Source organism: Actinoplanes sp. NPDC020271, assembly GCF_044388125.1.
Classification (GTDB): domain Bacteria; phylum Actinomycetota; class Actinomycetes; order Mycobacteriales; family Micromonosporaceae; genus Actinoplanes.
Window position 1 is genome coordinate 144,058 of sequence record NZ_JBIRWQ010000019.1, and the last position, 16,263, is coordinate 160,320.

The 16,263-nt window shown below is 71.0% G+C and carries 19 protein-coding genes; 11 read left to right on the top strand and 8 right to left on the bottom strand.

Features of this window, described 5'->3' with window-relative positions; genetic code table 11:
* Window positions 1-302: 302 nt before the first annotated feature.
* The 3 genes from ACH442_RS33195 to ACH442_RS33205 all read left to right on the top strand — a co-directional run bounded on the left by ACH442_RS33195 (window position 303) and on the right by ACH442_RS33205 (window position 3,114).
* The gene (locus tag ACH442_RS33195; RefSeq protein ID WP_396342074.1) at window positions 303-671 is read left to right on the top strand and encodes a BlaI/MecI/CopY family transcriptional regulator; all 369 of its coding nucleotides are present in this window, start codon (window positions 303-305) and stop codon (window positions 669-671) included.
* Between the two features lie 340 nt (window positions 672-1,011).
* Entirely contained in the window at window positions 1,012-1,263 is a 252-nt protein-coding gene (locus tag ACH442_RS33200) for a DUF4242 domain-containing protein (protein WP_396342045.1), read from the top strand.
* A gap of 27 nt (window positions 1,264-1,290) precedes the next feature.
* Window positions 1,291-3,114: a BTAD domain-containing putative transcriptional regulator gene (locus tag ACH442_RS33205; RefSeq protein WP_396342044.1), complete on the top strand. Its 1,824-nt coding sequence runs from the start codon at window positions 1,291-1,293 to the stop codon at window positions 3,112-3,114.
* Window positions 3,115-3,132: 18 nt separating this feature from the next.
* Here ACH442_RS33205 and ACH442_RS33210 read toward each other — a convergent pair whose 3' ends face one another.
* Window positions 3,133-3,570, bottom strand: coding sequence for an anthrone oxygenase family protein (locus ACH442_RS33210; protein ID WP_396342043.1), 438 nt, complete (start codon window positions 3,568-3,570; stop codon window positions 3,133-3,135).
* An 89-nt stretch (window positions 3,571-3,659) separates the two neighbouring features.
* Here ACH442_RS33210 and ACH442_RS33215 point away from each other — a divergent pair, with 89 nt between their 5' ends.
* The 3 genes from ACH442_RS33215 to ACH442_RS33225 all read left to right on the top strand — a co-directional run bounded on the left by ACH442_RS33215 (window position 3,660) and on the right by ACH442_RS33225 (window position 5,197).
* Entirely contained in the window at window positions 3,660-4,238 is a 579-nt protein-coding gene (locus tag ACH442_RS33215) for a TetR/AcrR family transcriptional regulator (RefSeq protein WP_396342042.1), read from the top strand.
* Window positions 4,239-4,343: 105 nt separating this feature from the next.
* On the top strand, window positions 4,344-4,778 hold the full coding sequence (locus tag ACH442_RS33220; protein ID WP_396342041.1) for a MarR family winged helix-turn-helix transcriptional regulator: 435 nt from the start codon (window positions 4,344-4,346) through the stop codon (window positions 4,776-4,778).
* Complete coding sequence (locus ACH442_RS33225; RefSeq protein WP_396342040.1) at window positions 4,775-5,197, top strand: hypothetical protein; 423 nt, start codon at window positions 4,775-4,777, stop codon at window positions 5,195-5,197. The genes ACH442_RS33220 and ACH442_RS33225 overlap by 4 nt, the downstream gene beginning before the upstream one ends.
* Window positions 5,198-5,372: 175 nt before the next feature.
* On the opposite strand, the gene ACH442_RS33230 is transcribed toward ACH442_RS33225, so the two are convergent.
* Window positions 5,373-6,851, bottom strand: a complete 1,479-nt coding sequence (locus ACH442_RS33230) for a cellulase family glycosylhydrolase (protein WP_396342039.1) — start codon at window positions 6,849-6,851, stop codon at window positions 5,373-5,375.
* 162 nt (window positions 6,852-7,013) lie between these two features.
* Between ACH442_RS33230 and ACH442_RS33235 the strand changes: the two genes are divergently transcribed.
* Entirely contained in the window at window positions 7,014-8,027 is a 1,014-nt protein-coding gene (locus ACH442_RS33235) for a LacI family DNA-binding transcriptional regulator (RefSeq protein WP_396342038.1), read from the top strand.
* Between the two features lie 274 nt (window positions 8,028-8,301).
* On the opposite strand, the gene ACH442_RS33240 is transcribed toward ACH442_RS33235, so the two are convergent.
* Window positions 8,302-8,805, bottom strand: coding sequence for a MarR family winged helix-turn-helix transcriptional regulator (locus ACH442_RS33240; RefSeq protein WP_396342037.1), 504 nt, complete (start codon window positions 8,803-8,805; stop codon window positions 8,302-8,304).
* Window positions 8,806-8,900: 95 nt separating this feature from the next.
* Here ACH442_RS33240 and ACH442_RS33245 point away from each other — a divergent pair, with 95 nt between their 5' ends.
* Window positions 8,901-10,019, top strand: coding sequence for an NAD(P)/FAD-dependent oxidoreductase (locus ACH442_RS33245; protein ID WP_396342036.1), 1,119 nt, complete (start codon window positions 8,901-8,903; stop codon window positions 10,017-10,019).
* Here ACH442_RS33245 and ACH442_RS33250 read toward each other — a convergent pair.
* Together ACH442_RS33250 and ACH442_RS33255 are read right to left on the bottom strand one after the other, a co-directional pair.
* Complete coding sequence (locus ACH442_RS33250; protein ID WP_396342035.1) at window positions 9,985-10,551, bottom strand: alpha/beta hydrolase; 567 nt, start codon at window positions 10,549-10,551, stop codon at window positions 9,985-9,987. The genes ACH442_RS33245 and ACH442_RS33250 overlap by 35 nt on opposite strands.
* 13 nt (window positions 10,552-10,564) lie before the next feature.
* On the bottom strand, window positions 10,565-11,773 hold the full coding sequence (locus ACH442_RS33255) for an MFS transporter (protein ID WP_396342034.1): 1,209 nt from the start codon (window positions 11,771-11,773) through the stop codon (window positions 10,565-10,567).
* A 72-nt stretch (window positions 11,774-11,845) separates the two neighbouring features.
* Between ACH442_RS33255 and ACH442_RS33260 the strand changes: the two genes are divergently transcribed.
* The gene (locus ACH442_RS33260) at window positions 11,846-12,688 is read left to right on the top strand and encodes a LysR family transcriptional regulator (RefSeq protein ID WP_396342033.1); all 843 of its coding nucleotides are present in this window, start codon (window positions 11,846-11,848) and stop codon (window positions 12,686-12,688) included.
* A 125-nt stretch (window positions 12,689-12,813) separates the two neighbouring features.
* The gene (locus tag ACH442_RS33265; RefSeq protein ID WP_396342032.1) at window positions 12,814-13,008 is read left to right on the top strand and encodes a hypothetical protein; all 195 of its coding nucleotides are present in this window, start codon (window positions 12,814-12,816) and stop codon (window positions 13,006-13,008) included.
* Here the strand turns inward: ACH442_RS33265 and ACH442_RS33270 are convergent.
* Complete coding sequence (locus ACH442_RS33270) at window positions 12,953-14,128, bottom strand: MFS transporter (protein ID WP_396342031.1); 1,176 nt, start codon at window positions 14,126-14,128, stop codon at window positions 12,953-12,955. The two genes, ACH442_RS33265 and ACH442_RS33270, sit on opposite strands and share 56 nt — an antisense overlap.
* A gap of 113 nt (window positions 14,129-14,241) precedes the next feature.
* On the opposite strand from ACH442_RS33270, the gene ACH442_RS33275 reads away from it, so the two are divergent.
* A complete protein-coding gene (locus tag ACH442_RS33275) occupies window positions 14,242-14,820 on the top strand; it encodes a Dps family protein (protein WP_396342030.1) in 579 nt (192 codons plus the stop codon).
* Between the two features lie 105 nt (window positions 14,821-14,925).
* On the opposite strand, the gene ACH442_RS33280 is transcribed toward ACH442_RS33275, so the two are convergent.
* Both ACH442_RS33280 and ACH442_RS33285 read right to left on the bottom strand, forming a co-directional pair.
* Window positions 14,926-15,789 carry an SDR family oxidoreductase gene (locus ACH442_RS33280; RefSeq protein WP_396342029.1) on the bottom strand — a complete coding sequence of 288 codons (864 nt, stop codon included), beginning with the start codon at window positions 15,787-15,789 and terminating at the stop codon, window positions 14,926-14,928.
* A gap of 28 nt (window positions 15,790-15,817) precedes the next feature.
* Complete coding sequence (locus tag ACH442_RS33285) at window positions 15,818-16,219, bottom strand: VOC family protein (RefSeq protein WP_396342028.1); 402 nt, start codon at window positions 16,217-16,219, stop codon at window positions 15,818-15,820.
* Window positions 16,220-16,263: the final 44 nt, after the last annotated feature.

Below are 16,263 nucleotides of genomic sequence, written 5' to 3' on the forward strand. Positions count from 1 at the left end.
CCGTCGCGCCAGGTCTGCTCGCCGCGCTGGGGGCGGTCGCGCGAAGGCGGCGGGTGCGCGACAGCGGCCGGCCGGCCATCAGCCGGACAAGCGCTGCGGCCGCCGAGGCGACGGTGCGCCCGGACGGGCGGGACCAGTTCGTGGCCGGGCGAGCTGATCGGCCGGCGCGTTCAGCCGACCAGGGCGAGCATGAGCAGGCCGATCAGCGCGGAACCGGTCAGCCGCCCAAGGCCACCGCGAGCAGGCCGACCAGCGCGGTCACGGTCAGCTTGCCGGTGAGGGGTTGCCGATATTCTCACGGGGTGACGAAGGACAGGCGGCGGCCCGGAGCGCTCGAAGGTGCCGTCATGACAGCGCTGTGGGCGGCAGGCGCGCCGATGACCGCGGCCCAGGTGCAGGAGCGGGTCGGCGGCGACCTGGCGTACAACACGCTGCAGACGATCCTGATCCGGCTGCACGAGAAGGGGATGCTGCAGCGGCGCCGGGCCGGGCGCGGGCATGAGTACTGGCCGGTCGAGGATGCCGCGACCACCGCTGCGGCTCGGATGCGGGCGGTGCTGGCCGACGGCTCCGACCGGCACGCCGTGCTGCGGCAGTTCGCCGCCGGGCTGGACGCCTCCGACGCTGCGATCCTGTGGGACCTGCTCGCCGACTCCGACCAGCCGGCCTGACCGCGCCGTCCACCCGCCGGCACAACTCCTCTGCGGCTGGCCCCGTCATCCCCGGCACCCCGACCGCCCCGGACGCCGCCGGGCTCATCGCCGCGCGGTCCCACAGCGTGCCCGTGGCCACGGGCACGCCGGTGCTGGGCGGTGGGCTCACGACCTACGCCTGAAACGGTTGTTCTTCTCATGCCTTCGATGCTCGGGTCTGCCCTTGGGGCAGAGTCAAGCCCGCCCGGAAGGAATGCCGATGACGCCGAGCCGGCGTCAAACGGAGCGTCAAACGGGGCAGCGGTCTGATGGGCGCAGGGCCGGGAAACGCCCGGGCCGATACTGTCGGGAGACGACAATGCCGCTGTTCATGGATGTCCACAATGTCGGCGACGGGCTGCTGGCCGGTGACGTCGCCGCCGCGCACGAGGCCGATCTGGCCACGCAGTCCGACTTCGGTGTCAACTACTTGAAGTACTGGGTGGACGAGACCGGCGGGAAGATCTTCTGCCTGGTCGACGCGCCGGACGCGGAGGCGGCCGGCGCGGTGCACCGCAAGGCGCACGGGCTGGTGGCCGACGAGATCTACCCGATCAGCGCGCAGGGCTGATCGGTCGAGGGGAGGGCCGGGCCGGCGATGGGTCTGACCGTGCATCTGCTCGGTCCGCCGCGGGTCGAGCGGCCCGGCGCGGATGCCTGCCAGATGCGCAGCCGCAAGAGTTGGGCGTTGCTGGCCTGCCTGCTGCTCAGCGAGCGACCGCTGACCCGCGGGCGGCTCGCCGGGCTGCTGTACGCGGAGGCGCAGGACCCGCTGCGGGCCCTGCGCTGGGGTCTGGCCGAGATCCGCCGCTGCCTGGGGGTCACCCTCGACGGCGATCCGGTGGTGCTGGGCCTGCCGCCGGACGCCGTCGTCGACGTCACCGTGCTGGCCCACGGTTCCTGGACCGCCGCGGTCGACCTGCCCGGTCTCGGTGCCGAACTCCTCGAGGGCGTCACCGTGCGGGACGCGCCGGCGTTCGAGTCGTGGCTGCTCTCCGAGCGGCGGCGGATCGCCGCGGCGGCCGAGGCGATCCTGCACGAGGCGGCCCTGGGCCGGCTCGCCGAGGACGATCTCGACGCGGCGACCCGCCTGGCGCAGCGTGCGGCCGCGATGAGTCCGCTCGACGAGAACCACCAGGCGCTGGTGATCCGGTTGTACCGGCTGGCCGGGGACGATCGGGCCGCGGACCGGCAGTTCGCGGCGGTCACCGAACTGTTCCGCCGAGAGCTCGGGGCCGCGCCGGGGCGGGCGGTCGAGCAGGCGATCGGAGAAGGGCGGCGGCGCCGGGAGGCCGCGGCGGACGACGCGTCCGTCGAGGCGATCGTGGAGTCGGGCGCGGCGGCGGTGGCGGCCGGGGTGGTGGAGACCGGGGTGCGGTCGTTGCGGACCGCGATGTCGCTGGCCGACCGGGCCGGCAGTGGGGCGCTGCGGCTGACAGCTCGGCTGCGGTTGGCCGAGGCGCTGATCCATTCGTTGCGGGGCCTGGACGAGGAAGGGCTGGCCGTGCTCTACGAGGCGGAACGGCTCGGGCTCGACGGCGGCGACCTGGCGGCGGTGGCGCGGGCCCGGGCGGAGATCGGGTATGTCGACTTTCTGCGTGGCCGTTACGACCGTAGTCATCGGTGGCTCAGCGATGCGCTGGCCGTCGCCGGCGGGTCGGAGGCGATCACCGCTCGGGTCACCACCTACCTCGGCTCGGTGGAGAGCGACCGGGCGGCTTACGGCCCGGCCCGGCGGCTGCTCTCGCAGGCGGCCGGGCTTGCGCGTTCCTGCGGGGACCGACGAACTGAGGCGTACGCGTTGTCCATGCTCGGCCGGGTGCAGCTGCTCACCGGGAGCCTTCCGTCGGCGGCGGAGCACCTCGACGCGGCTGTCCGGCTCGCCGAGCAGGACCACTGGCTGGCGTTTCTGCCGTGGCCGCAGGCCCTGCGCGGAGAAGTGCACCTCGCCGCGGCGGAACCGGAGATCGCGGCGAGCATGCTGCAGCAGGCCTTCGCACGGGCCTGCCGGCTCGGGGATCCGTGCTGGGAGGGGATCGCGGCGCGGTCGCTGGCGCTGATCGCGGAAGCGAGCGGGGACAGCGGGCGGGCGTTCGAGCTGCTGGCGGACGCACGGCGGCGGTCGAACCGGATGGCCGACTCGTATGTGTGGCTCGACGCGTACATCCTTGACGCGCAGTGCCGGCTGGGGCGGCGGCACGGGCATCCGAACACGCCGCTGTGGGTCGGTGCGCTGCGGCGGCTGGCGTCACGGACCGGGATGCGGGAGATGGTGGTGCGGGCGATGTGGCACGGGGGTGCGCTGGGCGGCGCCGGGGATCGGGAGGCGGCTCGGTTGCTGGCCGGGGACATCGGGAACCCGGCGCTGGACGCGCTGCTGGCGGGACGGGCGCTTTCACGGCGTACGCAATCAGGGGCTTGATCCTGGTTGGCACCGGGGTCAGACGAGAGCGGTGGCCAGCAGGGTGAAGGCCGCGATGATGATCGCGACGCGCACGTGGTGGAAGCGGTCCCAGCGGCTCATCTGCCGCCGCCAGTCGGCCGGGCGGTTCGCGGCGGTCCACGTCTTGCCGCGGTTGTTGATCGGGACGAGCAGCGCGATCGACATGATCACGCTGAGCAGCAGGAGCCCGCCCGCGGTGACGACGAGGGCAACGCCGGACTCGTGGTGGGCGGTGACGGCCCAGATCGTGACGAGGACGAGCGAGCCGATGTACCAGAAGGGCATGACGGCGCCGAGCATCCGGCCGCCGTGGGCGCGACCGGCGATGAGGCTGTCGTCCGGCAGGCCGGCGAGGATCGGGTTGATCACGAAGGCGACGGCGAACTCGACGCCGACCATCACGCCGACGACCACGATGGTGAGCACTTGCAGCATGGCGACCCTCCAGAATCTAGCACTGACAGATGATGTGTCGACGCTAGCATTGCTCATGCTCGATTGGCTAGCGGTGCTAGGATTCGGCCATGTCGGTACAGGGACGCAAGGAACGCGAACGAGCCGAGCGCGAGCGCCTGATCCTGGCGACGGCCCGTGAGATCGCCGAGCAGCAGGGGTGGGACGCGGTCACCACCCGGCGGCTCGCCGAGCGGATCGAGTACAGCCAGCCGGTGCTCTACAGCCACTTCCGGGGCAAGCGCGAGATCATCGGCGCCGTCGCCCTCGAAGGTGCCACCGAGCTGGCGGTGGCGCTGCGGGCCGCAGTCGGTGCCGCCGACGAGCCGCGTGACCGGGTTGTCGCCCTCGCCCGTGCCTACCTCGGCTTCGCCGCGCGAAGTCCCGCCGTCTACGACGCGATGTTCCAGCTCGACGGCGGCCTGGCGTTCGCCCGGGAGGACACCCCGGAGCCGTTGAAGGACGCGTTCGCCGCCCTGCTGGAGAACCTCGGGGACGTCGCCGGCGACGGAGTCGAGCCGGGGCTGTTCACCGAGCTGTTCTGGGCCGGGCTGCACGGGCTGGCCACGTTGACCCGGGCCGGTCGACTGCCGCCGGAGCTGGCCGAGCGCCGGACGCAACTGCTGGTGGACCGGCTCGCCGTGCTCTGACCTTCCGTCACCCCCGGGGTCGATGCTCTTGTCGGCACCTCCAGGGCGGGGCATGGCCATGGCTCGCCTTGACCGCGGTACTACGAAATCGTATATTCCGAAATCGTGATATCCGATGAGGTGCCACCCGACTGGTCAGCCCTGCTCGCCCTGCAGCGCGCGACCCACGCCACTCTGCAGGTTCTCGCCGCCGAACTGGTCGATCTCGATCTGACCGCCTCCGAGATCAACGCCTTGGCCAACCTCGCCGACGGCCGGGGCCGCACGATCTCCGAGCTGGGTAAGGCGGTGGGCGTGCGACCCACCACGCTCAGCAGCGTGCTGGACCGTCTCGAGCGACGTGACCACATCACCCGGGGCGCCCGCCCGGGGGACCGCCGGGTTGTCGTCGTCGAGCTGACCGCGGCCGGCCGCGAGGCAGCCACCGCCATCCGCGAGTCGATCACTCGCATCGAGCAACGAGCGCTCGAAGGCCGGTCGGCCGCCGAGATCGCCGTCCTGCGGCAGAGCCTGGAGATCCTGGCGGGAATGCCGGCATGACGACCCCTTCGTCGTCGAGTGCCGCAGCGGCAGCCTTCGCATCGTTGATGGCCCAGGTGATGGCCACCGCCGAGCTGTTCGGCCACCGGGAGCATGTCCACCTGACCTGGCTGGCCGTGCGCCGGTACGGAACACCCGAAGCGGTCGCCCTCATCAGCGACGGCATCCAGCGCACCGCCCGCTATGCCGGCGCGCCGCAGAAATACCACGCGACGGTCAGCCGGGCCTGGGTCGAACTCATCGGGCACCACGCGTCCGAGACCCCTGAGGAAAGCTTCGCCCGTTTCGCGGAGCGCCACCCGGCCCTGCTCGACAAGCGGTTGCTCACTCGCTTCTACCACCCGGCGACACTGGCCGGCCCGGCCGCCAGGCAGGGCTGGGTCGCTCCCGATCGCGCGCCGTTCCCCTTCGATCAGTGACCAGCCCTGTATCGCCTCGCGGAGCACGTCGGGCGACATGGCGCAGGGCGGAGTGAAGATGGCCGCCGACGGCCGTGAGCCGGGCCGCCCGGTGGCGGCGTGACCGCGCTCCCCTGCACCTCGGCGCCGCGCCGGGGCGGCCCGGGCCGCTGGATCACTGCCCGGGCCGCTGCGCTCACGGAGTGACCGTCAGCAGATGGGCTTTGAACCCTTCCCCGTAGGTCTTGGTCGGCGTGCCGTCCACGTTCTCGATCAGCACGTTGCCGGAACTGCCGCAGATCCCCCAGGCGTTCCACGTCCAGGCCAGGTAGCCGACCGCGTTCTTGTCGGCCCAGGCCATCACCTGGTCGATGTAGTCATGGGCGCAAGTGTTCTGCCCGATCTCCCCGGCGGTCACCGGGACCTGCGCCGCGACCGTGCCGATCTGGCTGTCCCAGCAGGCCACGGTCACGCAGGCGTTGAAGTTGTAGGAGTGCCAGGACGCGACGATGTTTCCGGCCGGGTCGCTGGGCTTGTAGGTCAGCCACTGGGTCAGGTCGTTCGTCCAGGTCAGCCCGGCGACCAGCAGGACGTTGGTCGCGCCGGTGCCGCGGACCGCGTCGACCAGGCTCTGCATACCGGCGACCGGGTAGCTGATGCCGGTGCAGGTGCCGCCGTCGCGCAGGCATTTCCAGGCCGCGGTCGCGTCGGTCCAGTTGTTCGCGGCGTCCGGGTACGGCTCGTTGAACAGGTCGAACAGCACCGCGTTGTTGCCCTTGAAGACGCCGGCGACGCCGGCCCAGAACTTCGGGGCGTACTCGGCGTCCGGCATCGGCTTCTGGCAGGTCGCGTTGACGTCGGCGCAGGCGGTCGACGTGCCGGTGTAGACGCCGTGCGTCCAGTGCAGGTCGAGGATCGGATTGATCCCGTTGGCGACCAGAGCGTCCGCGAACGCTTTGACCTCCTGCTGGTACGCGGCCCCGCTGGGCGTGCCGTAGGTGCCGAGCCAGCAGTCCTCGTTGAGCGGGATCCGCACCGCGTGCACGTTCCACGCCTTCATCGCGTCGATGTTCGCCTGAGTGCCCGGCTCGCCGTCCCACATGCCTTTGCCCTGCACACAGGCGAACTCGCCGCTGGACCGGTTGACGCCGAGCAGCCGGTAGGGTTTGCCGGCCGCGGTCACCAGCTTGTTGCCGGAGACGTGCAGTGCCGGAGCGGGTCCGCTGCTGCTGCTCGGCGGAGGCGAACTGGGAGTCGTCGTCCCGCCGTTGCAGGCCACACCGTTGACCCGGAAAGCGGTCGGATCTGCATTGGCGCTGGTGAATGAGCCGATGAAGCCCAGCGACGACACGCTGCCGCCCGTGGGGACGCTCCCGTTCCAACTCGCGTTCGTGACCGTGACGTGCGAGCCGGTCTGCGCCCAGGTGGCATTCCACCCCTGGGTCACCTTCTGACCGGCGTCGGGGAAGTCGAATTCGAGTTTCCAGGCGGTGAGCGGATCACCGAGGTTGGTGATCGCGACCGAGCCCTGGAAACCGTTCTGCCAGCGGCCGGTCACGGTGTAGTTCACCGAGCACCCGGAGGCCGCGGCCGAGGCCGGCAGGACCACCCCGACCAGGGCGGTCGCAGCCAGCACACCGACTGCGGCGACTGACGACGTACGGCGAAATCGCATGTGAGCTTTTCTCCTTGCGTGGGGATGCGGCAGATCGGGGGCTGCCGCTTCGCCGCACGCTTGCGAACTTAAGCCTTTAAGTCAAGACCGCAAAGCACATTCATCACGTACGATGTCTTCGTGCAGCCCGACTCGGCTTAAACGCTTAATCAGGGGGTGCGGATGAAGCGCCCGACGATCGCGGAGATAGCCGCCCGGGCCGGCGTCTCGATCGGCGCCGTGTCCTATGCGCTCAACGGCCGCCCCGGCGTGTCGGCGGAGACGCGGCGCCGCATTCTGCAGATCGCCGACGAGATCGGATGGCGACCCAGCGTCGCCGCCCGCTCGTTGTCGGGCTCCCGCGCGCACAGCGTCGGCCTGGTCATCGCCCGCCCCGCCGACACCCTCGGCGCCGAACCGTTCTTCATGCGCTTCATCGCCGGTCTCGAACGTGAACTGTCCCGCCAGCACATCGGCCTCCTGCTGCAGGTCGTCGACGACCACCGCGCCGCGATCGAGGAGACACGCCGCTGCTGGGCCGAACGCCGCGTCGACGGCATGATCCTCACCGACCTGTGGACGCACGACTCGCGCATTCCGGTCCTGGAGGAACTCGGCATCCCGTCCGTGCTGGTCGGCGGCCCGCGCACGGACAGCCGCCTGCCCTCGGTCTGGACCGACGACATCGAAGCGGTCACCGGGGCCGTCGACTACCTCGTCGCGCTCGGCCACCAGCGCATCGCCCGCGCCGCCGGCCTGCCCGCCCTGGAACACACGCAGGTGCGCATCAGCGCCTTCCGCACCGCGATCCGCGCCCACGGCCTGGCCGACCCGCAGGTCATCGAGACCGACTACACCTGGGAGGCGGGCGTGCGCGCCACCCGCACGCTGCTGTCCCGGCGCGACCGCCCGACCGCGATCATGTACGACAACGACGTGATGGCCGCTGCCGCGCTCAACGTCGCCCAGGAGATGAACGTCGCCGTCCCGGACGAGCTGTCCATCGTCGCCGGCGACGATTCCACGCTGTGCTTCCTGGTCCGGCCGGCGCTGACCGCGCTGGCCCGCGACATCCAGGCGTACGGCGTGCACACCGCGAAAGTCATGCTGGACGTGATCGACGGCCGCTCCCCCAGCTCCGAGCCGGACCAGCCGACCCGCCTGCTCGTCCGCGCCAGCACCGCCCCGCCGGCCTGAGCAGCGCACCCACAATTCCGGCAAGCATCGCAACTCCACGGCCGGGTAGGTCCTCGGAGGACGCGTCTCCCGCCGTGATGTGGTTCAGGCGCACCGCGCACGGTCCGCGGACCGGCCGGGTGGCGCGGCGACCCGCACGCTGATCGCCGGGCCGTCGACCGCCTGCCACGGGTCGCCTCCGGCTGCGCGTCGGCCGGCGGATGGTACGGCGACGGCCGCACCGCCGTCGGGTTGGTCCGATGGCGCCACCGGCTGCCATCCCGTTGTCGGTCGCTCACCCAGGCCCGATCGCTTCGAGCCCACCGCCCACCGGTCGTGCGTCGCCGGACTCGATGCGGTCGACGGTCTGCCGGCTCCAGGTGTGGACGGCTTCCGCCTGCTCGGGAGTCAACGTGTCGAAGAAGTAGCGGCGGATGTTGTCCGCGTGCCCCAGGATCGCGTTCTCGACGGCCCGGCGCCCCTTCTCGGTCAGGCCGATCGCGACGCGGCGTCCGCTGGTCTCGTGGTCGGTCCGCAGGACCAGGTCGCGGTTCTCCATCCGGGTCAGCTGGTGCGCGACCCGGCTCTTCTCCCAGGTGAGTGACTCGGCCAGCTCACCGACGCGCATCTGCCCGCGAGCCGTCCGGTGCAGGGTGACGAGCACGCTGAACTCGGCCTTGGAGATCCCGTACTGCCGCTGCAGATCCTGGTCCAGCGCCTGGCTGAGCAGGCGATGGGCCTGCATCCAGAGGTGCCACAGCTCCCACTGTTCCGGTTTCAGCGTCTGCGGTTCAGCCATGACGAAATGCTATCCGTACCGAGTTGACACGACAACTCATCGGGTTACAGTTGTCGCGTCAACTCGAATCGGAAACTCACTCGAGGAGGAACGTCATGGGGCGTACGGTCGTGATCGTCGGCGGAGGCTACGGCGGGACACTGGTGGCCAAGGAACTGGATGCCGACGCCGACGTCATCCTCGTCGACCCTCGGGAGGGGTTCGTCAACGCCGCCGCGTCACTGCGGGCCCTGACCCGCCCGGCATGGGCCGCCAACGCCTTCTTCCCGTACGGAACCCTGCTCGACCGGGGAGAAGTCGTCCGTGATCGGGTCGTCTCGGCCGGCCCCGAGGGCGTGACCCTCGCTTCGGGCCGGCGTGTTCACGCCGACTACCTGGTGCTGGCCACCGGTTCGGGCTACTCGTACCCGGCCAAGCCACAGCCCGGCGCGGACGACATCGCCCAGCAGCTGGACGACCTCCGCGACACCCACGAGCAACTCGCCGGCGCCGGCCGCGTCCTGATCGTCGGCGCCGGCCCGGTCGGTCTGGAGCTCGCCGGGGAGATCAAGGACGTCTGGCCGGAGAAGAACGTGCTCGTCACCGACCGCGGCGACCGGCTCCTTCCCGGCTTCCTGCCCGAGGTCCGTGACGGCCTGCACCGCCAGCTGGACGAGAAGGGCATCGCCCTGCGGCTCGGCACCACCTTGACCGCGCTGCCGCCGGTCCCGGCCGGCCGGGCGACCCGTTTCACGGTCACCACCGGCGAGGGCGAGCCGGTCACCGCCGACATCTGGTTCCGCGCGTTCGGCGTCGAGATCAACACCGGCTACCTGACCGACGGACGCCTGACGCCACTGACCGGTGCCGGAACCGTCCCCGTGACCGGGCACCTCAACGTCCGCGGCTACGACCACGTCTACGCCATCGGCGACATCGCCGACCTGCCGGACCCGAAGATGGCGTCCTTCGCCATGGAGCACGCCGCGATCGTGGCGGCGAACATCCGGGCGCAGCTCGCCGGCGACGCGCCCGGGACCACCCACACCCCGACGCGCGGGCGGCGGATCCTCCTGCCACTGGGCCCGCACGCCGGCGTCGGCCAGCTCCCGGCCGCCGACGGGCCCGTTGCAGCCACCCCCGAAACCGTCCACCAGCGCAAAGGCGCCGACCTGTTCACGGCCCGCTTCGCCGCCCGCTTCAACCAGCCGGGGCCTTCGGCGCCAGGGCGCTGACGAACGAGTCCATCGCGGCGGTGGCCTGCCGCAACACCTCGACGGACCGGACCGGGTCGCCCGGGATCGCCAGCCGGTGGTCGGCGTTCGCCGCCTCGAAGAACGGGCGCCCGAGACCACGGGCGATCGCCGGCGCCCAGGTCGGGTCGGCCGTCCCGCCGAGCAGCAGGAACGGCGCGGTCGCCCGCTGCAGGTCGCCCGGCAGCTCGGAGTCGCGCAGCACCGGCGTGAGCCACACCGCGGGCAGCCCCCGATCAGCGGCGAGCGCGGCCGCGAAGCAGCCCATCGACTTCCCGGCCAGGGCGACCCGCCGATCCGGCTCCCCACCGAGCAACTGACTCAGGTACTGGTGGACGTAGGAGCGCAACTGCCGGTTCCACAGCGCGAAGTCGTCGCCGCGAGGCGGTAGCAGCGACGGCCACCGGACCGCCCGCGTCCTCCAGCCGTGTTTCGCGAACACCTCGCCGGCGAAGTGCAGGAGCGGGCGTTCCGCCGAGTAGTCCCCACCCGGGATCAACAGCGCGACTGCCATCCAGCGATGATATTCAATCTTCAAGCCCGGCGTGAGCGCGCTCGGCGGCCCGCCTTCCGTCGGCTCGGGTCAGCGCGAAGGCGGCGGCCGCGATCTGCAACAGCCCCGCCACCACCAGGGTCGGCCGGGCACCGGCAACCCCGATGATCGCGCCACCGAACAGCATGCCGACGGTCGACGCGCCGTCGTGGGCGACGCTTTCCGCGGCGAACGCGGCGCGCCGTTCCCCGCCCGTCGTCCGGCGGCTGATCAGCGTATTCACGGCGGCTATCCCGAATGGCATGACCGCACCGCCCACGGCCGCGCACGCTCCGACGAACGGAACCGAATTCGCCCCGGCCGCTATCGCCACGAACGACGTTCCGAGAACGATCCAGGCGACCGCGGCGGTCGGCAATGCGGACAGCCGACCGGTCATCGACGGGACCAGGATCGCGCCGGAGACCGAGCCGATGCCATATCCGGTCAGACCCGCCGCGATCAGCACGCCGGGGCGGCCGACCTGCGCGCCGAGCACGGCCAGACCCAGCGTGAACGCGAACCAGGCGAGGCCGCCGACGCCACTCATCACGATGATCCGGCGCAGTTCCGCGTGGCCGTGCCACACCTGCCGGAGGCGGACCGGCGGTTCGCGGAATGGCGGGCGGGCGCGCTCACCGCGTACCGGGAATTGCAGCAGAGCGGCCAGCACGATGCCGCAGCATTCGGACCAGAGAAGGGGAATGGTGCCGCCCGCCGCGACAGCGGCAGCGGCGATCGGTGGCGCGATGACCATGCTGACGCGATGTGCGAGATCCTGCCACGCCAGGGCCCGCGCGGGCGTTCCGGCGCCGAGGCGATCCCCGATGTCGGCGGTCAACGCGTGCCGCGCCGGCCCGGCGACGGCCGCGGCAGAACCTGAGATCAAACCCGCAATTGCCAGATGTACGGCCGTGACCCCGCCCGTCGAAGCAGCCACCGGCACGATGAGCAACCCGGCCACCTGCACGAGCATCGGCACCGAAAGTGATCGCCCGTCGGTGACGAGCCGCCGCAACCGCCCGGCCCACCACCCGGACGTGACCAGCGGCAGCCCGGCCGCCCCGGCGACCAGCCCGGTGGTCCATGCCGAGCCGGTCTGTTCCAGCGCGACCAGCGGCAACGCGACAGCGGTCAGCCGCTGGCCCATCCAGCTGACGGCCGTGGCCAGCAGCAGGATTCCCAGGTCCCGTCGTTCTCCCATGCCCTGATGCTGCCGACGATCGGTGACGCACGGTAGCGTGCACGTCCGCGGTGGTCAGCATAGGCTGGGCCTATGGGTTCATTGCCGGAGGTCGACGATCTTCGCCTGGTCACCGCGGTCGCCCGCCTCGGCTCGGTCGGTGCCGCCGCGCGAGAACTTCTGATCAGTCAGCCGTCGGCGAGTCAGCGGCTGGCCGCGCTGGAGCGCCGGGTCGGCGAGCGGCTCTTCGACCGCGATCCGACCGGCGCACGGCCGACCAGCGCCGGGCGGGAGATGGCCGACCGGGCGGCGCACATCCTGCACCACCTGGCCGCGCTCGTCGACCAGACCCGGGCCGCCGCGCGGGAGCGGCCGTTGACCGTCGGCACGTTCTCCAGTTTCGCGCCGCTGCTGTTCCCGGCCCTGGACATGCCGGTCACGCAGGTCACCGACCACGGCGATCGGATGATCGGATGGGTGGCGGAGGGTTCGCTGGACGCGGTGGTGGTGGCGATCGCCGACCAGGTGACGCTGCCGCCGGGCGTGGTCGCGACCCCGATCGGGCGCGACAGTCACGCGATGCTGTTCCCGGCCGGGGTTGCCGGTCCGGGCCGCGGTCGCCGGCCGTACCGGGACAGGGTCGTGATCGTCTACACGATCGACATGTCGTCGCCGGTCCTGCGCGACCGGCTGACCGCCCTGGGTGCCGAGCCGCGGCACGCCGCGACCGCGGAGACGGCGGTGCGCATGGCCCGGTCCCTCCGCGTGCCGGCGCTGATGCCGCGCTGCCTGGCCCGGATGTATGCGGACCCGGCCGACCTGGTGGCCACCGCCCCGATCCGCAACACCCTGCGCCTGGCCTTGGTCACTCTCGGTCCCCCGCCGGACGCGGTGCACCCCGCGACCCTGGCGGCACGGCTCGGACTCGTTCGATGACGTTCCGCCGGTGAGACCCGCACGGCAGATCCATACGTTTCCACCTTTTCCCGATGGGCACGTTAAGAGAGGACCACTCACGACACGACAGGAGGTCGCCCGACATGGCCGGCAAGGAACACGACGTGAATCGCAGTGCGCGCAGCGGCCGATTCGTCAAGGAGTCGACCGCGAAGAAGGATCCGAAGGCCACGAGCACCGAGCACGTCGGCAAGGAACGCGGCGACCGGGAGGTGAACCGGAGCACCAGCACCGGCCGGTTCGTCAAGAAGACGACCGCTGAGCTGCATCCGTCAACGACCGAGACGCAGAAGGTCTGACCAGAAGCAATCCCCCGGTTGCCGCTCCGAGCAATTGACACGCGGCAATGGCGACCAGCAGGATCGCGGGATCGCCCGACGCGAGCAGACCACCGGCGGCGGCTCCGGCCGCCGCCGCGGTCACCTTGAACCCGGCGCCCAGGCTGAACACCTGAGTGCGCAGCTCCGGCGGGGCCTCCCGGTCCCGGGTGCTCAACAGCGCGACCGCCGCGACGCCGCTGAACACCCCGGCCACGGCGAAGGACACCGCCGGCCAGGCGAGCGTGGCCAGCCCGAACGGCACTGTCATCGCCGCCGTGCAGAGCACCACCACGAGTTCCGGCCGCCGGTGCACGGCCGGGATCCGCGTGCAGAGCACCGAGGCGAGCAGCCCGCCGCACGCGCTCACCGAAAGAAGCAGACCGGTCAGCGCGGGCCGGTGCTGGTGGGCCGCGATCGAGGCAGCGGCCAGCGGCAGCGCCCCGAAACCGAGCATCTGAAACGTCGAGGCGGCGGTCACCGCAGCCAGTCGACGCCGTTTCACAAAAACCCCGAAACCCGCCATGGGGCGTACGGCCCGAGCCGTCGACGGCGACCAGCCGCGCAACGGCAACGTCAGGAACAGCGCCGCACCCGCCACCACGAACGCGCCCAACCCGGCCAGGGCCCAGCCCGCGCCCGCCCAGCCGGCGAGCACCGCCGCGACCGCCGGGCCGGCGATCCCCGCGGTCCCGTAGGTCCCGGCGTCGAGACTGAACGCGCGGGCCCGGTTCTCCGGAACCAGTTCACCGAGCAGACTGCTGAGACCGCCGAGCATCAGCGGGGAGAGGCAACCGGCGCTGACCAGGATCAGCGCGGCCACCCAGGACCACGAGCCGATCAGGGTCGCGGCTACGGCCAGACTCACGCCGTACCAAATGAAAGCGGTTGAATAAAGCAATCGACGGCGGCGGATGCGATCGGCGGCCGCTCCGACCAGCGGCGCGGCGAGCACATGCGGCACCATCAGCGCCGCCACCAGGAGACCGCCGAGAGCCGCGTCGCCGGCGCGCTCCAGCGCGAGCAGCACGATAGCGACCCGGGCGCCCTCGTCGGCGAGACGGACAGCGACAGCGGACAGCAGATATCGAGCCAGAGTCATGGATGCCATTCTTTACCCGGCAGTGGTCTCCGGCACCTTCTCCGGAATGGCGTTTGCGCATTCGTCGACAGGGAACAACGCGAGTCGACTATCCGGAAAAGGAGTGATGAGCGATGCCACCGCGTAAGCGAGCGACAGTCAGCACCACGAGCCCGAGCTACACCGTGCCCGGGATCAAGCCCGAAGTTGCGGGTGAGGTCATCACGCTGTTGCAGGACCGGCTGAACGCGCTGAACGACCTCGCGCTCACCTTGAAGCACATTCACTGGAACGTCGTCGGGCCGCATTTCATCGCCGTTCACCAGATGCTCGACCCGCAGGTCGACGCGGTCCGCGAGATGGTCGACGACATCGCCGAGCGCATCGCCACCCTCGGCGGTTCCCCGGTCGGCACGCCCGGCGCGCTGGTCGCCCAGCGGACCTGGGACGACTACTCGATCGGCCGCGCCGACACCAACTCGCACCTGGCCGCGCTCGACATCGTCTACACCGGCGTGATCGAGGCGCACCGCGAGGCGATCGAGAAGACCGACGAGCCCGACCCGGTCACGCAGGACCTGCTCATCGCCCAGGCCGGGCAGCTCGAGCAGTACCACTGGTTCGTGCGCGCCCACCTGGAGAACGCGGCCGGCGTGCTGGTGACCGAGGGCGTCAAGGACGAGAAGACCGCCGCTCGGCGCGCCAAGCGCTGACCTGCACACGCGAAAGGCCGCCGGTGCTCCCGGCGGCCTTTTTGCTGGTACGGGCGTTGGTCCTCGCTGTATCGGAAGCCGCGCGTCACAGAACGGGACGGCACGTCACAGGATCGGTTTGCCGCCCGTGACCGGGATGATCGCGCCGGAGATGTAACTGCCCTCGTCGGAGGCGAGCAGCACGTAGGCGGGAGCGACCTCCTTCGGCTCCCCGGCGCGCCCCAGGGGTGTGTTCTTGCCGAACTCCGCCACCTGCTCCGGTGGCATCGTCGACGGGATCAGCGGCGTCCAGATCGGCCCGGGCGCGACCGCGTTGACCCGGATCCCCCGTTCGCCGAGCATCTGCGCCAGCCCCGCGGTGAAGTTCGCGATCGCACCCTTAGTCGTCGCGTACGGCAGCAGCGTCGGCTTCGGCTGGTCATAGTTGACCGAGCTGGTGTTGATGATCGACGCCCCCTCCCCGAGGTGCGGCAGCGCCGCCTTGACCAGCCGGAACATCGCGGTGATATTGGTGTCGAAGGTGTGCTGCCACTCCTCGTCGGGGATCTCCTCCACCGTCTCGTGCGTCATCTGGAACGCCGCGTTGTTCACCAGCACGTCGATCCCGCCGAGCTCGCGCACCGCCTGGTCGACGATCCGCTTGCTCAGCGCCGGGTCGGTCAGGTCCCCGGGTGCCAGCGCCACCTTGCGCCCGGCCGCCTCGACAAGCGCCGCGGTGTCCCGCGCGTCGTCCTGCTCCTCCGGCAGGTAGGAGATCAGCACGTCGGCGCCCTCCCGGGCGAACGCGATCGCCACCGCCCGCCCGATCCCGCTGTCCCCGCCGGTGATCACCGCCCGCTTGCCGGTGAGCCGCCCCGAACCCCGGTACGACTCCTCGCCGTGATCGGGCTTGCGGTCCATCCGGCTGGTGTGCCCGGGCGGCCGCTGCTGCGGCTCCTTCGCCTGCTGATCTTCTTTGGTGATGGTCATACCGGCCGCATTCCCCACCACACGGTATTTATTGCTGCAGGATCCGGATCGCGTTGCCGGACGGGTCACGCAGGCCCATGTCGGTGCCGTAGAAGTGCCGGATCGGTTCCTGCGTGAAGTCGGTGAAACCGCTCGCCTTGAGACTCTCGTACAGCCCGTGGATGTCGTCGGTGTTGAGCACGAGGCCGTTCAGCGCGCCCTTCGCGATCAGCTCGCGCAACTGCTCGGCGGTGGCCTCGTCGTGCAGGGGCGGGCCCGGCTGCTCCAGGCGGATCTCGGTGTCACCACCCGGGACGCGGACGGTCAGCCAGCGGTAGGAGCCCTGCTGGACGTCGTTGCTCTTCTCCAGACCGAGCCTGCCGGCGTAGAACTCCAGCGCTTCGTCCTTGTCCAGCACAAAAATCGATGCGACGTTCAGCTTCGTCATCATGGCCGCACGCTACGGAACGCGCCGGGCCGGCCGCTTCTCCAGAA

Coding starts and splice junctions, on each gene's coding strand:
- ACH442_RS33275 (WP_396342030.1), top strand. CDS start 14,242: ATGCCACCGCGTAAGCGAGCGACAGTCAGCACCACGAGCCCGAGCTAC.
- ACH442_RS33250 (WP_396342035.1), bottom strand. CDS start 10,551: ATGGCAGTCGCGCTGTTGATCCCGGGTGGGGACTACTCGGCGGAACGC.
- ACH442_RS33280 (WP_396342029.1), bottom strand. CDS start 15,789: ATGACCATCACCAAAGAAGATCAGCAGGCGAAGGAGCCGCAGCAGCGG.
- ACH442_RS33215 (WP_396342042.1), top strand. CDS start 3,660: ATGTCGGTACAGGGACGCAAGGAACGCGAACGAGCCGAGCGCGAGCGC.
- ACH442_RS33200 (WP_396342045.1), top strand. CDS start 1,012: ATGCCGCTGTTCATGGATGTCCACAATGTCGGCGACGGGCTGCTGGCC.
- ACH442_RS33270 (WP_396342031.1), bottom strand. CDS start 14,128: ATGACTCTGGCTCGATATCTGCTGTCCGCTGTCGCTGTCCGTCTCGCC.
- ACH442_RS33235 (WP_396342038.1), top strand. CDS start 7,014: ATGAAGCGCCCGACGATCGCGGAGATAGCCGCCCGGGCCGGCGTCTCG.
- ACH442_RS33240 (WP_396342037.1), bottom strand. CDS start 8,805: ATGGCTGAACCGCAGACGCTGAAACCGGAACAGTGGGAGCTGTGGCAC.
- ACH442_RS33210 (WP_396342043.1), bottom strand. CDS start 3,570: ATGCTGCAAGTGCTCACCATCGTGGTCGTCGGCGTGATGGTCGGCGTC.
- ACH442_RS33285 (WP_396342028.1), bottom strand. CDS start 16,219: ATGATGACGAAGCTGAACGTCGCATCGATTTTTGTGCTGGACAAGGAC.
- ACH442_RS33225 (WP_396342040.1), top strand. CDS start 4,775: ATGACGACCCCTTCGTCGTCGAGTGCCGCAGCGGCAGCCTTCGCATCG.
- ACH442_RS33245 (WP_396342036.1), top strand. CDS start 8,901: ATGGGGCGTACGGTCGTGATCGTCGGCGGAGGCTACGGCGGGACACTG.
- ACH442_RS33255 (WP_396342034.1), bottom strand. CDS start 11,773: ATGGGAGAACGACGGGACCTGGGAATCCTGCTGCTGGCCACGGCCGTC.
- ACH442_RS33205 (WP_396342044.1), top strand. CDS start 1,291: ATGGGTCTGACCGTGCATCTGCTCGGTCCGCCGCGGGTCGAGCGGCCC.
- ACH442_RS33230 (WP_396342039.1), bottom strand. CDS start 6,851: ATGCGATTTCGCCGTACGTCGTCAGTCGCCGCAGTCGGTGTGCTGGCT.
- ACH442_RS33260 (WP_396342033.1), top strand. CDS start 11,846: ATGGGTTCATTGCCGGAGGTCGACGATCTTCGCCTGGTCACCGCGGTC.